The 15,476-nt window shown below is 34.6% G+C and carries 15 protein-coding genes and 1 riboswitch; of the genes, 3 read left to right on the top strand and 12 right to left on the bottom strand.

Annotation, left to right across the window (positions count from 1 at the left end):
• Positions 1-10: 10 nt before the first annotated feature.
• From HZF24_RS11500 to HZF24_RS11480, 5 genes are all read right to left on the bottom strand, one after another.
• Positions 11-634, bottom strand: coding sequence for a flavin reductase family protein (locus HZF24_RS11500; RefSeq protein ID WP_179238469.1), 624 nt, complete (start codon positions 632-634; stop codon positions 11-13).
• 38 nt (positions 635-672) lie between these two features.
• The gene (locus tag HZF24_RS11495; RefSeq protein ID WP_179238468.1) at positions 673-1,473 is read right to left on the bottom strand and encodes an IclR family transcriptional regulator; all 801 of its coding nucleotides are present in this window, start codon (positions 1,471-1,473) and stop codon (positions 673-675) included.
• Positions 1,474-1,738: 265 nt separating this feature from the next.
• Entirely contained in the window at positions 1,739-2,368 is a 630-nt protein-coding gene (locus tag HZF24_RS11490) for a hypothetical protein (protein ID WP_179238467.1), read from the bottom strand.
• A gap of 17 nt (positions 2,369-2,385) precedes the next feature.
• Positions 2,386-3,324, bottom strand: a complete 939-nt coding sequence (locus HZF24_RS11485) for a sugar ABC transporter substrate-binding protein (protein WP_179238466.1) — start codon at positions 3,322-3,324, stop codon at positions 2,386-2,388.
• 582 nt (positions 3,325-3,906) lie between these two features.
• Positions 3,907-5,145 (bottom strand): glycerate kinase type-2 family protein, encoded by a 1,239-nt coding sequence (locus HZF24_RS11480; RefSeq protein ID WP_179238465.1) that lies wholly within the window; start codon positions 5,143-5,145, stop codon positions 3,907-3,909.
• Positions 5,146-5,381: 236 nt separating this feature from the next.
• Positions 5,382-5,482: riboswitch (SAM riboswitch) on the top strand.
• Positions 5,483-5,546: 64 nt separating this feature from the next.
• Here HZF24_RS11480 and metF point away from each other — a divergent pair.
• The 3 genes from metF to HZF24_RS11465 are packed head-to-tail and all read left to right on the top strand — an operon-like array spanning position 5,547 to position 9,481.
• Positions 5,547-6,443, top strand: coding sequence for a methylenetetrahydrofolate reductase [NAD(P)H] (gene metF / locus HZF24_RS11475; protein WP_179238464.1), 897 nt, complete (start codon positions 5,547-5,549; stop codon positions 6,441-6,443).
• A complete protein-coding gene (locus HZF24_RS11470; protein WP_179238463.1) occupies positions 6,424-7,116 on the top strand; it encodes a vitamin B12 dependent-methionine synthase activation domain-containing protein in 693 nt (230 codons plus the stop codon). Before metF ends, HZF24_RS11470 begins: the two co-directional genes overlap by 20 nt.
• Positions 7,100-9,481 (top strand): homocysteine S-methyltransferase family protein, encoded by a 2,382-nt coding sequence (locus HZF24_RS11465; RefSeq protein ID WP_322790741.1) that lies wholly within the window; start codon positions 7,100-7,102, stop codon positions 9,479-9,481. Before HZF24_RS11470 ends, HZF24_RS11465 begins: the two co-directional genes overlap by 17 nt.
• Here the strand turns inward: HZF24_RS11465 and HZF24_RS11460 are convergent.
• From HZF24_RS11460 to HZF24_RS19055, 7 genes are all read right to left on the bottom strand, one after another.
• A complete protein-coding gene (locus HZF24_RS11460; RefSeq protein WP_179238462.1) occupies positions 9,478-10,419 on the bottom strand; it encodes a DMT family transporter in 942 nt (313 codons plus the stop codon). The genes HZF24_RS11465 and HZF24_RS11460 overlap by 4 nt on opposite strands.
• Before the next feature lie 191 nt (positions 10,420-10,610).
• A complete protein-coding gene (locus HZF24_RS11455) occupies positions 10,611-12,053 on the bottom strand; it encodes a stalk domain-containing protein (protein ID WP_179238461.1) in 1,443 nt (480 codons plus the stop codon).
• Between the two features lie 138 nt (positions 12,054-12,191).
• Positions 12,192-12,659, bottom strand: a complete 468-nt coding sequence (locus HZF24_RS11450) for a methylated-DNA--[protein]-cysteine S-methyltransferase (RefSeq protein ID WP_179238460.1) — start codon at positions 12,657-12,659, stop codon at positions 12,192-12,194.
• On the bottom strand, positions 12,656-13,333 hold the full coding sequence (locus tag HZF24_RS11445; protein ID WP_179238459.1) for a DNA-3-methyladenine glycosylase family protein: 678 nt from the start codon (positions 13,331-13,333) through the stop codon (positions 12,656-12,658). Before HZF24_RS11445 ends, HZF24_RS11450 begins: the two co-directional genes overlap by 4 nt.
• Before the next feature lie 130 nt (positions 13,334-13,463).
• Complete coding sequence (locus tag HZF24_RS11440) at positions 13,464-14,363, bottom strand: MBL fold metallo-hydrolase (RefSeq protein ID WP_179238458.1); 900 nt, start codon at positions 14,361-14,363, stop codon at positions 13,464-13,466.
• A 376-nt stretch (positions 14,364-14,739) separates the two neighbouring features.
• Entirely contained in the window at positions 14,740-15,102 is a 363-nt protein-coding gene (locus HZF24_RS19060) for a group II intron maturase-specific domain-containing protein (RefSeq protein ID WP_246346103.1), read from the bottom strand.
• 135 nt (positions 15,103-15,237) lie between these two features.
• Positions 15,238-15,393 carry a reverse transcriptase domain-containing protein gene (locus HZF24_RS19055; protein WP_322790740.1) on the bottom strand — a complete coding sequence of 52 codons (156 nt, stop codon included), beginning with the start codon at positions 15,391-15,393 and terminating at the stop codon, positions 15,238-15,240.
• Between the last annotated feature and the right edge of the window lie 83 nt (positions 15,394-15,476).

Here is a 15,476-nt window from a genome sequence, read left to right as displayed (position 1 = left end):
CTACATACATTTATTCTATTTTTTCTGGGTACATTACCTCATTAATTATTTGACCTTGTGGATTTAGGAACACATGAATTTGAGAATTCTTATTCTTTAACATATAATTATGTACATGAATAACAGGTTTGAAATTTTGCAAATTAATTAACATGTTATCTGAAAAAGCATTATCATCATATACGGCATTAACAATATTGGCTATTATCAAAGCATGGTCACCAGGATATATAATACTCTCTACCTTGCACTCTAAATGTGAACGGCATTCCTTTATATAAACAGATTCTACAAATTTCGACTTTATTTTTGTGAATTCAGACCTATCAAATTTATTCTCACCATTTTTTGTATGATAAGACGCCAATACAATATCATCAATTAAGTTCATATCCGGAAGATTAATAACAAACTCTCCGGTTCTTTCTATATTACATAAGCTATGGCTTTTTCTTGGTGCATTTAATAATGATAATGTTAACATAGGAGGATCTGTTGATAAAGGTACACACCAGCTAAATGGTGCTACATGATCGGACAAATCCTCATTTTTAGTAGTGCAAAGAATCGGTCTGCTCGGTTGTAAACAAAAAACAGAATTGCATAAATTATCTTTACTTATTTCCTTTTTCATAGCATAGCTCCTTTAATTGTAATAACAGTCACGTATAATTAAACTCCTTGATATCCCATATTATGGGAGATACGATTTGCCGTTGTTTTGACTATTGAAGCTAAGTCTTTTATATTATCTTCTGAAAAATGAACCACTAATCCCGAAGCACTTATAGCGGCAATAATGTTACCGCTTATGTCATATATAGGCGCCGCTACACATTTAATATATTTTTCATTTTCCTCATTATCAATTGAAACACCCAGTTCTCTAATTTTATGAAGCTCCATAAAAAAGTCGTCTATATTAGTTATTGTATTTTTTGTTTGTTGTGGCATGCCCATAATCTTTAAATGATTCACTACTTCCTCTTCCGGCAAATATGCACATATTGCTTTTCCTAATCCTGTACTGTGTAAATATGAACGTTGTCCTATTCTTGAAGCTGTTTGAATACTTAAATTACTATTAGCTTTATCAACATATACAATTTGATGATCTAATATAACAGCTAAGTGAACTGTCATATTTGTAGCATCAGCCAAATTTATTAAGTCATTCTTTGCCACTTCAATAAGTTTTACTCTGCCTAAAGCAGCACTACCTAAATAAGATAATCTTAGTCCTAAACAATACTTATCACTTGATATTTCTTTCTGAACATATTCTGCTTTGCACAATGTACTAATAATTCTATGAACAGTTGTTTTTGATAGCTTTGTAATATTTGATAACTCTGTGATTCCTTTTGCTTCACCACCATTTGTAGCTAAAGCTTCCATTATTATAAATGCTCTCTCAATGGATCTTATACTAGATTTATCATCAGTATTTTCTATAATTGAATTTTTAATCAAATAGACACCTTCTTTCAAATTTATTATTCCGTACAACGGAACGTCGTTCCGCTTTTTATTATTTTAACATAATAACTTATTTATTGCAAGCGATTTCTATGATAAATTTTTGCATCAATATTAAATTGTTATCTTATATATTTAGCAATGCATATAATCCTCAACCTATTAATCAAATTAAACAAGTCTGGGATGTGAATTTATATCGCTTTCCAGACTTGTTCTTCACAACTGCTTTAAAAACATAAGCAAAGCAATTTCTTGATTATATAATACATCTAATTACTTTAGCTCTTGGTATATCGACATAGGAAACTAACTTATCCATTATATACTTACCTTCTTTATCAGATGAAGTCCTATTTTCCCAATTATCTATATCTCCTAATTTCTCTACTTCAGTTATGAATAAATATTCCGATATGCTTTTACCAAAAATAGGTCTTAATACTTTTATGCAGAATCCTTTATCTCTTAAATGCCCAAATGCTTCATCTAAAAAGAACTTTTCAAATTTTCCTCTATCTACCAATAAATTAAAACATTCCATATGATAGAACTTATCATTTTTTATATGCCACTTATCATTTTCAATATCCTCAAAGACAAAAGCAGAAGAATCTCTTGTAAATTTGTCTGTGAAGTTTAACAAACGTTCACAATCATCATTTTTGGATAACTTATAAAATGTTTCCAAGGATTTTATATCTTCCATTTCAACAATCAAAGAATATTCTTCATTGCTAAGTCCAAAAAATGATTTACATAAACTTATATTATATCCATTAGATTTAATGTAAGGTATAATATAATCAATAAAATATCTTTCAATAACGTTTCTATCTCCATTTGGATTAAAATGTTTAATATAATAATACATTACCTCACCTTTCATTGAATGATTAATTAATACTAATCTAAATCCTTTGCTCTTACAACTTTTCCAGGAATAAAAATATGACTATCTGAAATTTTTTCCCCTTCTAATATCTTAAATAGACTATTAATTGTTTCTGTTGCCAGAAATTCCGGGTCAGATTCAACTGTACTTTTATAAGGGCTATTTTCTTTTTTCATTTCTTCATAAGTTTCAGGATCAGAATCTATACCCACCACTACAATCTCATCTTGTCTTCCAGCTTCAGTAATCGCCTGAGAGGCGGCAATCCCAACACCATAGAATGTAGCATAAACTCCAGAAATATCTCCAGGATTAGGATTTGCCTGCAGAATTGATTCTATTTTCGCTTTTGCATCTGGGAAATAATCAGGCCATGCATATACAAATCCAGCTGTTACTTTAACATCCGGATGCTTATCAAGAACAGCATGTGCAGCCTCTTTTCTAGCTCTGATCATCGCTCCGGCATCATTATATATTTCTATTATGTTTCCTTTTCCACCCATCAGTTCCACTAACTCTTCTCCGGCCTTTGTACCTAAATATTCATTATCAGGTTCTACTGATAAATCTAATATATCCGTATGACCAGAATTCATAGCAACAACCAATATGCCTTGTTTCTGTGCTTCTTCAAGTGAAGGTATTACTTGAGTAACATCACCTTCATGAACTATTATTGCATCAACACCTTGGTTTATCATGTTTTCTATTGATGAAATTCTACCTTGAAGATTATCATCTACATTAGCTAATGCTATACCTCCAAGCTTTTCAATTTCTTCAATTGCAGTATCTCTACCTACCCTTATAAAATTGTTTGCTAAGCTAAAGGTTGTTATCCCTACTTTGTATTGTTCCTCTGGGGCTTTGCTTACACTATCACTCGACTTACACCCAACAAGTACTAAACACAAAATAACGATAACCATAAATACTTTGTCTTTCATAAAATATTACCTCCGATTTTTTATAATTTATAAGCGTTTAAAAACTCCACAACCCAGAAATTAAGGGATGTTTTTTGTAAAAGGTGTAACTTCTAACTTCTTATAAGCCTTTATCCCCAGTATATCCCATCAATTTATTAAGTAAATTCCTACTGCTGCACTAAATTAAAAAAATATTCTATAAGTCGACAAACGTATTCCCGTCACATACTAAGATTCTGTATCTTGGTTTTGTAAAATAATATGAATTTAAAGAAATCCTTTACTTAAGAATGTATAAAAATCGTTGTTCCGTATCATGGAACGTTGTTCTGTTTTTTTGTATAATATCATTTTTCTTATTTATTGTCAATATTAATTACATTTCTTCGAGAAAATATTTATAGCATCAATATCTGAATCTCTAATAATAATGATTACCGTAAAAACAACTCTTATATATGAAAAAAGACTGCCTAATTTGAGACAGCCATCCTTATATTATTATTGCAAAACAACAAGGTTCAGGGAGACGGTTCCGGAAGAGTTCAAAGATAAATAAGCAAAAGCTAAGTCCTCACATGTGCATGTGAGGACTTATATTTATTTGCAAAGCAATACGGTCAAATCATTAACATTGGTTCCGGTTGAACCTGTTATAACTAAATCTCCGCTCACTTTAAGAGCATTATACGAATCGTTATTATCGAGGTATACTTCAGGTTGAATATCAGCAGATCTTATCTTGCTTGCTGTTTCACCATCCACAATACCGCCCGCCGCATCTGTCGGACCGTCAGTACCGTCTGAACCTACAGAAAATATAACCGTATCATTGAGTCCTTCAATACCTATGGCTGCCGACAGGCATAATTCCTGATTTCTGCCGCCTTTACCTTTACCCCTGATATGAACAACTGTTTCTCCGCCCGCAATTACAGCTATAGGAGTTGCTAAGCCATTACCACTTCTGATTTCTCTGCCTACGGACGCCATAAATCTTCCTGCTTCCTTTGCTTCGCAATCCAACGTAGATGTCAATAAAAGAGGTTGATATCCCAAACTTTTTGCAATGCTTGAAGCAGCACTGCACAATTCGCTTACACTGCCTGTTATTACAGTTTCACAATTGTTAATTTCCTTCGGTGTTTCTGTCTTTAAAGCTTCAAGAACCTTCTCGTTCACCTTAAGCTTATATTTTTCTACGATTTCCAATGCCTGCTGTGATGTTGAACTGTCAGGATATGCCGGTCCTGATGCAATCGAATCTAATCTGTCTCCTAAAACATCTGATAAAACTACAGAAAATATATTTGCTTTACAATGAAGTGCAAATCTCCCGCCCTTTACGTCCGACAGGTGTTTCCTGATAGTATTTATCTCAACAATATCTGCACCTGAACTCAACAGCTGATTAGTGATATCCATAATATCTTCAAGCTCAATTCCCTCCATCGGCTTTTCAAAAATGGCAGAACCGCCTCCCGATACCAAAAATATAACATCATCGTTTTCGTCAAGGTTTTTTACCAACTCTAAAGCTTTCGCAGCACCTATTACAGAATTTTCGTCAGGCACCGGATGTCCGGCTTCTATAATTTCAAATCCTTCTATCGGACCTTTTGAATGGGCGTACTTAGTAACTATAATTCCCCTCAAGACCTTATCCCCGAGCTTTTCCTTAGCGGCAAAAGCCATGGTCCAAGCTGCCTTACCTACTGCCACAACTGTAACATCACCCGAGAAATTTTTCTTTTCAAGTGCTTTAATTACTGCCGCCTGGGGTAAGACTGCTTTAATTGATTCCTGAATAATCACAAAAGCATCTTCTCTAATAGTCATTTAACATTCACCTGCCCTAAAAACCAACTATTTTATCAATTTTAATTATATCATATTTATATATAAATAGTTAGAAAAAACTTTTGAGGCCCCATTAACCAATATTTTTGCTATCACTAGGATGGCAAAACGGTAATCTGCAAATAATAATTATGAAAATGTTTGCATAAAAATATTTTTTCTAGCTATTGACATAAGATGCTATTAATTGTATACTGTCACTTAATAATTTAATAAATTCATCAAGAGCGACGGAGGGATCTGGCCCTATGAAGTCCGGCAACCAATATCATATATATGGTGCTAATTCCAGCGGTTAGAAGCCGGCAGATGAGGATGCATAAAGATAATATCTTTCCCAATGTCGGGAAAGATTTTTTGTTTTATATAAGGAGGATTTAATGAAAATAAAAGATAAATTTAAAATAAAAAACCCTTTAATATCATTTGAAATTTTTCCGCCTAAGGCAAATTACCCTGTAGACACAATATATGATTCAATCGATGAATTGTATAGCTTATATCCGGATTTTATGAGTGTTACCTACGGAGCAGGAGGAAGTACAAAGGACAGAACAATTGAAATATCATCGCATATACAAAATAAATGCAATTTAACATCTATAGCCCATGTCACTTGCATATCATCTTCAAGAAATGAAATAAATAATATAATAAATTCGCTGAAAAAAAATAATATTCATAATGTTTTAGCTTTAAGGGGTGATTATCCAAAGGATGCAGCATATACTCCGCCAAATGACGGCTTTAAGAATTCAGTGGAGCTCATAGAATATTTGAGAAAAAATACAAATTTATGCATCGGAGCTGCATGCTACCCGGAAAAGCATCCTGAAGCTTATGATCTGAATGCTGATATTGATTTTCTTAAAAGAAAAGCAGATTCAGGTGCTGATTTCTTAATAACCCAAATGTTTTTCGACAATGAATTGTTTTATGATTTTTATGACAAGGTTCATAAAAAGGGTATTAATTTACCTATAATTACAGGAATTATGCCGATACTAAATAAAAATCAAATAAATACAATATTAAATCTTACCGGAAATATGATACCTGTGAAATTAAGAAGGATATTAGATAAGTATGAAAACAATCCGGTTGCTTTAACCGAGGCCGGCATATCCTATGCAATCAGCCAGACAATAGACCTGTTATCCTGGGGGGTTGACGGAATTCATATTTATACCATGAATAAGCCTTCTACCGCAAAGAAAATATTAGGCAGTATTTCTGCAATCAGGGGTGTGCTGACAAATGAGAGTAAATCATCTTAATAATAACCTTATCAAAATAGATAAGTCCGAGGTTTTGAGATATCTTGCATACAAAAGCAAAGATATTGATGAAGAAACCGATATATTACTCAATGAATCTATAGCTGAATTGAAAGAAATCACCGAATTGAAATATGTTTACAGAATCTTTGATATTGCTGAACACAATAATATTATTTCTTTTGAAAACCAGATAAATATAAAATCAAATGACCTTACAGAGCTTCTTAAAAACTGCAAAAGATCGGCTGTAATGGCGGCAACTCTCGGGTTTGAGGTGGAAAAAAGAATCAAGTATTACAGCATGGCTAATTTATCTAAAGCCGTTATATTTGATGCATGCGCAGCTTCCTGTATTGAGTATCTTTGTGATTTGGCAGAAGCTGAAATAAAAGAGCTCGCAATAAAAGATGGCTGCAATATCACATTCAGATACAGTCCGGGCTATGGAGATGTACCAATTTCTCATCAAAATGATATATTAACCGCCTTAAACGCACAAAAGCTCATAGGCCTTTCTGTTACAGATTCATTCATATTGATTCCCAGAAAATCAGTAACGGCTTTTATAGGTTTTTCAATGAGCGATGAAACCACTAAAAAATCCTGTTTAAACTGCAATCTTTTTGGCAATTGTGATTTTCAGGGGAAGGAGAATAACTGTGTTAGATAAATTAAATAAAAAATTCCTGTTCTTTGATGGAGCGATGGGTACCATGCTGCAAAAGTCCGGATTGAAAACAGGTGAATTACCTGAAATATTAAATATATCAGAACCTGAAGTTATCTACGATATCCATAAGGAATATTTAAATGCCGGTGCAAATATTGTAACCACAAATACGTTCGGCGCAAACAGGCTGAAATTGAAAAATTCATCATATACTACAGAAGAAGTTATTGCTGCTGCAGTTAAGATAGCAAGACAAGCCACAGAGGGTCTCAAAGAAAAATATATTGCATTGGATATTGGTCCTATAGGGACCCTTCTGTCTCCGTTAGGTACGCTAAGCTTTAACGAAGCTTATGATATATTTAAAGAGCAAATAGTATCGGGAGTAAAAGCAGGTGCAAATATAATACTTATAGAAACCATGACTGACATTTACGAATTAAAGGCGGCAATACTTGCCGCCAAAGAAAACTATGCTCTTCCTGTATTTTGTACTATGTCATTTCAGAATAACGGACGTACATTTACGGGTACCGACACAGCAACATTCGTTGCGGTTGCAGAAGGTCTGGGAGTGGATGTGCTTGGAGTAAATTGCTCTTTAGGTCCTAAGGAATTGCAGGCAACAGTTGATGAATTGCTGAAATATAGCTCAATACCGGTAATGGTTCAGGCAAATGCAGGTCTTCCCAAGTATATAAATAATACTACATATTATGATATTGATCCGGAGGAGTACAGCCGTGAAATAAGAATAATGGCAGAAAAGGGTGTTGTAATATTCGGAGGCTGCTGCGGCACCACTCCTGAATATATTAAAAGCTTATCAAATGCATTGAATGGGTTAAATCCGTTAAAAATTATAAAAAAACACTTTACAACTGCAACCTCCTCTTCAAAAACAGTATTTTTTGGTGAAGAAGTCAAAATTATAGGCGAAAGAATAAATCCGACCGGTAAAAAAAGATTAAAGGAAGCTTTGAGAGAAAATAATCTTGATTATGTTATAAGAGAAGCTATATCACAACAGGACAGCGGTTCAGAAATATTGGATATAAATGTGGGACTTCCCGATATCAACGAAAAAGAAATGATGATAAGGGCAATAACCGAGGTACAAAGTGTAGTTTCTCTGCCATTGCAGATAGACAGCTCAAATATTGATGTCTTAAATGCTGCTGCGAGAATATATAACGGAAAGCCCATAATAAATTCTGTTAACGGCAAAAAGGAAAGCATGGAAAAAGTATTTCCTATCATTAAAAAATACGGTTGCTTGGTTGTAGCATTGACACTGGATGAGGACGGTATCCCCACAACCTCTGCAAAAAGACTGGAAATAGCCTCGACGATAATAGAATCAGCTAAATCATACGGTATACCAGAAGAAAATATACTCATAGACCCTCTCGTATTGACCGCTTCAGCTGATCAGGCAGCAGTAATGGAAACACTTAAAGCAATTCCTTTAATTAAGAGCAAATACAATGTAAAGATAGTATTGGGTACCAGCAACGTATCCTTTGGATTGCCTAACAGGAAACTGTTGAACACTACTTACTTAGCGATGGCTTTAGCTTACGGATTGGATGCACCTATTACAGATTCCACCAATGAAGCGTTAATGGATGTTATAAGGTCATTTAAGGTTTTAGCTAATCAGGATAAGGACAGCAGGAATTATATACACACTTATGGAAATATAGTTGCGGAAAGTACGGTATTAAGCTCAAATGATGACTTAAAGGATATTATTATAAAGGGATTGAAGGATGAAGCAAAAAAAGTTTCCCTGAAACTTTTAGAACAATACAATCCTATCGAAATAGTAAATGAATTTATGATACCTGCATTGGATATTGTCGGCGAAAAATATGAAAAGCAAGAAATATTTCTGCCTCAGCTCATAAGAAGTGCCGAAACCTCCAAAACAGCTTTTGAAGCTATAAAAGAAAAATCAATTACGGAAAACCGTGAAATAATAGCCGGAGATAAAATACTTTTGGCGACGGTAAAGGGTGATATACACGATATAGGAAAAAATATAGTTAAGCTCATCCTTGAGAATTACGGATATAAAATCATAGACTTAGGTAAGGATGTAAGTACAGAAAAAATCGTTGAAGCCGTACATAAGGAAAATATTGATTTAGTGGGCTTAAGCGCTTTAATGACTACCACAGTTAAAAATATGGAAGATACTATAAAGATCTTAAAAAATGATTTTCCTAACATAAAAATCATGGTCGGTGGTGCAGTCTTAACTCCTGATTATGCTTATAAAATCGGAGCAGATTTCTATTCAAAGGACGCTAAAGAAGCTATAAATATTGCAAAAACAGCATTTAAAGAGGACGGCATTTAATTGCCGTCCTTAATTTGGCTTTCCTTTAACTTCATATTCATAATAACGATAGAAGAAAGTAGTATAATAATTCCCAACACACTTATGAAATTAAGATTTTCTTTAAATACGAATACCCCTATCAATGTTGCAACAACCGTCTCAACCGACGCAATAACCGGTACCTTTGATATTTCCAGATTCTTTCTCAAGCCGCCCATGTAGAGTAAATATGACCCTACCGTCGGTATCAGACCATACCCTGATGCATATATCCAGAATTTAAGACCGGAGACATCGGCAATAGCTTGCCAGGGTGCAGAAATTATGCCAAGAGTCAGCCATCCAAACAAAAAGCTGTAGAAAACAATAGTAAACGGATGAACGTTGCCCGATGCAATTTTTCCCACTATTGTTACCATACTGTATAAAAAGGCTGCCGCTAATCCAAAGAAAATTCCAAAAGCAGATATCTTAAAAGCCGATAAGTCCCCGCCTGTAACCATTAAAAAGCACCCTGCTAAGTTTATAGCCAAAGCAAAAACCTTGAGCTTTCCTATCAATTCCTTAAAAATTATTTTGGACATAATACATACAAACACAGGGGCAGTGTATAAAAGTATAGATGCAGTAGCAACTCCGACATTTCCTATGCTTATATTGTAGCAGTAATTAAAAAGTGCCTGTGCTAATATACCTAACAGCAGACATTGAATGAGACCTTTTTTATCAATTTTAAATATTTTCAGACCGCCCGTACAAAGCATAATAGGAATTAAAATGCAAAAGCCCATAAATAATCGCATAAAAGCTATAAGTGAAGTGCTTGCACCGACACTGCCCAATAATTTTACGAACAACCCTATTGTGCCCCAAAGCGTTCCTGCTCCAAAAATCATAATGTATCCGATAATATCACCGGAAAAAAGTTTTCTCACGTATTCCATAATCTTGTTCATAAGCTAATTCTCCCGCTTAATATTATAAAAAAACAGTTGCAAAGTCAAGGAATATGTTAAACAAAAACAGGCTGTTGAAAAAGTTTATCCTGCAAAGCGCCGGAAGTCGGACAACCGCGCGTATTTAGACATACGTGAGGATTGACCGACTGAATGGCAACGACGCAAGGGCTTTTTCAGCAGCCTGGATTTTATTTGGTTTTTATAGTTACTGTCTTAGTAGTACCATCCCAATCAACTTCGCAGTCAAAATTCTCAACGATGAATCTTAAAGGAAGCATTGTTCTGTTACTATCTGAAATATATGGTTCTACATCCGTCTCTTTATTTACTCCGTCAACCTTTGCAGTCTTATTTCCAATCCAGAGATGTATCTTATGCTTATTTAAATACAAACTTACTTTTCTTTCCCATTGGTCCCATTCCACTTCACCACCCATATTTTCTATGAGCGCTCTGATAGGGAGGAATGTCCTTCCATTTTTGATAACTACTTCCGTTCTTTTTCCGGGGTCTATTTCTATTTTCTTGCCATTAACATGCATATATTTACTTCCTACCTGCAAAACAATGGTTTTACCGAAATTTGATTTAACTGAAACTTCAGCGGTTGGTTCACCAAGAGTCTTATCCTTGTAAACTACCTTTAATATATAATAATATGTCTGATTATTTTCAATATTTTTATCGGTATATGATGTTCCCTCTATCGGGAAATCTGTTATAGGAGTATCTGACTGCTTTCCTGATCGAGTCGCTCTGTATATATTGTATCCAACTATTTCATTGGAATATTTCGGCTTATTCCATGATAATTCAACTCCGTTAGACACTGACTTTGCACTTAAAGTTATGGTTGATTTCATAGTAGCTTCCACTTCATTGGATGCAGGACCTAATGTTTTATCCTTATATACAGGCTTAACTACATAATAATACTTTGTATCTGCTTTAATATTTTTATCAGTATATGATATTTTTTCTATCGGAAAATCTGTTACAGGAGTTTTTGATTGTTTCCCGGATACTGTACTTCTATAAAGGTTATACCCAACTACTTTTTTTGTACTTTCTACCTTAGTCCATGTAAGTTTAACCTCTTTATCACTTACTTTTGCAGTCAGAGTGCTTTTTTCTTCATCCTTGATTTCCTGACTTTTAATAAGTTCAAAAGATTCCCATTCACCTATTTTTGTTCTGTCGGCAACTACCTTTCCACCGCCACCATTCTCCGCACAAACATATTTGTCATAATACGTTTTAAGAGCAAACTTTTTGTTATCCAGTTCAACTAGTGTAAATCTCTCTCTTTTTCCGATTTCCGCACTCTCAACGTGCAAACTTTCCTCATCGTCAGAAGCACTCAAATAATATCCTTCGTCGCTTTTTAACGCAACATATCCTTTTGAAAGACTGACAATTTCAAACTTTTCCCAAGGTCCTATTTCAGTTCTGTCTGCTGTTAATATATCTCCTCCGCCATCCTCGGCACAAAGATAATATCCTTCCTTTGTTTTAAATGAAAACTTTTCAACCTCAGTACTGCCGTAAGCATAGCTTGGAAAAACCATTAATGACGATAACGTCAGCAGCAATACTAATACATAAGTTGCAAATGCTTTGATTTTCTTCATTTTTTTTAAACCCCCTTTTAATTTTTATAAGCATAAATTAATACTTTATCCCTTATAAAATATAGACGGTTTTTAATATAGTATTGTTCCCATAATTTGGTGCTACACACAAATATATTTTCGGACTTTTTCGTCTTTTCAATAAATTTTATTAGCACCCTGCTCAAGGTTGAGGAGAGTTTTTTTTAATTCGATCCCTCCCGCATATCCGGTAAGTTTTCCATCAGTACCGATAACACGATGACACGGAATAACAATCATAATCGGATTCTTTCCGTTTGCTGCACCAGCTGCACGGCTTGCCTTCGAATTGCCTGCAGCCTCAGCAACCTGCTTGTACGTTCGGGTTTCACCGTAAGGAATCCGGCACAGTTCATTCCACACACGTTTCTGAAACTCCGTGCCGTGAAGCTCATACGGGAAATCAAATGTTTTTCGTCTTCCTTTTATATACTCGCAGATTTGCTCATATGCCATGTCTGAAAGCTGCGAATGTTCATCTTTGTCATCTATTTTACCAACTGTCCTAATGCTTATAATCGCTGACTCCGTATACCCTATTTTCAAAGTTCCAAATTCAAAATTATAAAATGCATGTTTTATCATTTCCTATGCTCCTTTCGCACCTCATTTCCTGACCCATTTTTCTTTTTCGGTGTACAATCACTGATTTCAGGTATCGCACCTCCGGCAATTGCCCACAAATACAGGCTTGCAACGGTCCCGTATGGCGAATACCTCTTTTTATATCTCTCAAACCTTTTTCTGTCTATATTTTTGTGACGGTAAAGCATCCTCATACCGCGTATAATTGCAAGATCTCCAAAGCTCACAATATCCGAACGCTGCATGCTGAATATCATTATCATTTCTGCCGTCCACACGCCTATGCCCTTTATAGACGAAAGCTCTCTCACAACCTCATCATCTGAAAGTCCGTCAAGCCGGTTCATGTCGAAATCCCCGTTTCTGACCCTCTCAGCAAAATCTTTTATATATCCTGCCTTTTTAAACGTCATCCCAAAGCCTTGCAGCTCATTTAGTTCAATAGAGCATATGGTTTTAGCATCTATATTTCCGAGACTATCACAAATCCTCCTCCACACGGTCTCCTGAGCCCTTGTGGAAATCTGCTGCCCTATAATATGATGTATAACCGAAGAGAACAAATTTGTATCAACCTGTCTGTATATGTGGCCAATCTTGTCTATAGCTTCGCCCAGCTTCTTATCTCTTCTCTTCAGTAACTCAATTTCTTTATCTCCATATTCAAAATACAAAAAATCACCGCCTGTTCTAAAATTATATCACCTGTTATGGTACTTTTCTTCTCAATTTAAGACAATCAATTTTCGATAAGATTATAATTTCTCCCTATAAACCGAACAGATGACATGCCTGACCGACATGTCATCTGTTGATTTCTATAATATCTCCCGCATTTATTTCCTTAAATTTATCTCCAAAAGCAAATGCAAATTTAGCTGTTGGAATTATGCCTGTGCAGTGAGTTGGAGCAACCCAATGAGGAGAAAATTGTTTTATTGATTCAACAGTTTTATCCACCCTATCTTGCTTTGCTTCCAAAAGATGAAAACCCCCGATAATTCCCTCAATTTGATTTATATTAGTAATCTTAATAGAATGATTAATAATGTTTACTATCCCAGCATGTCCGCATCCTGTTATAATTACAAGACCTTTTCCTGTAACATTCATTACTAACGACAAGTCATCCTGCAATAGGTCAGGAATTGTACGTCCTTCCTCATCTATAGTAAAGCAAGAAACACCTCCTGTTTTTTCAAAAGCTGTTACCTTGTCCACTTCGCCTGTTACAAGCACTCCGGGATATATTTCAATAGGAGTTTTGCTTAAAATAAAATTTCCTCCTAATTTCTCAATATTCCCCTTGCTGTTTTCATCTTTCATTGCATAGTTCATATATTCTGGTTCTAAAATAAAATTTGGTCTGAAGATATCCGGGTGAGCATAAACAGAAACCTTATGTCCAATTTCTTTTATAACACCGTGAAGTGCTTCTGTATGATCAAAATGACAATGTGAAAGTACAATCATATCAATATCTGATAAATTTAATCCCATTAACTTTGCATTATAAACTAATGGCTCAACAAGTGGTCCCACATCAAAAAGAATAATTTTTTTATTGTTATCCGAGCCTGCTTCAATCCAAAAAGAAACACCAAAGCAACCCTTTAAATAGGAGTCATATTTAGGCGAATTATTAATAAGTGAAATAATCTTTACATTATCAACAGAAGTTAATTTTTTAGATATTTTAACCACTCCTTTAATAGTACTTGTAAATATTTTTATTTATTGTATATGAATAATTGCCCTTTATCAATAGGTTGTTTTTCAATAATTGTTTATTGACATATTCTATTTTACTATAATTTACATTCTACTGTAGTTCTATTAAAACCTATTCGCTCAGCTTCAAAAACATCTGTAACGTAAGTGCATAATGCACTTACGTTCAATTTCTCATAGGTAATCTATAAACACAGAATTGTCATCAACATAAATCATAAGTACCTCCATTTCAATTCCTCATAGGTAATCTATAAACCCAGTCGAGTAGCAAAGAGGAATTTCACCTCAATGCTCTCACAGAACCGTACGTGAACCTCTCGATTCATACGGCTCTTATCATTTTACCTTATGGTTTAAAGCCAACAGCCCAATGTGGAAACATGTTGGGCTCTCGTTTTGCTACTTCTCTTAACCATGTTCTTGCTTTTTCTTGTCTGTTTCTAAAGTGCTTGTATTTGCACATTGCCCATTTTACAAGTCTTCTGTTTACACAATCTAATGTGTATTCCATGGCGGACTTGTTATACTTTCCGAAGTAGTTTATCCAACCACGTATCACGGGATTTAGAACTTCCGCTATTATGTCTATCTTGCTAACTGTCATAGAGTGTATCTTCTTGGCTTTTATTTTATCTCTAAAAGACTTCGCTGATTTCTTACTTACTGATAGAATGAAATTGAATTGCAGTCTTCCAGTTCTATCTTTCATGAATACCCTTTTGAAGGTATATCCAAGGAAATCAAATTCTGTCGTTGGATATTCGAATTTTCTATCCTTATCCTTACAATACACAATCTTGGTCTTTTGCGGATGAAGCTCTAATTTGCACTCTTGTAATCTCGTTCACAGTGAGTTTAATATTTCTTTTGCTTCTCTTTCACTTCTACAGTGGATAATCGCATCATCTGCGTATCTTTCAAATGGTGCGTTTGGATAATTCTTTGTTATCCACATATCAAACGCATAGTGCATAAATAGATTTGCCAGTATCGGACTGATTACTCCGCCTTATGCAAAGTTGACGATTATGCAAAGTAAATATAGCTAAGCATTGATTTATCTAAACTACTCTATGATTTACT

This window comes from Sedimentibacter hydroxybenzoicus DSM 7310, assembly GCF_013403245.1.
In the GTDB taxonomy this organism is placed as follows: Bacteria; Bacillota; Clostridia; order Tissierellales; family Sedimentibacteraceae; genus Sedimentibacter; species Sedimentibacter hydroxybenzoicus.
The sequence above is the reverse complement of the archived record's forward strand: the minus strand, read 5'-3'. Positions and strand labels throughout refer to the sequence as shown.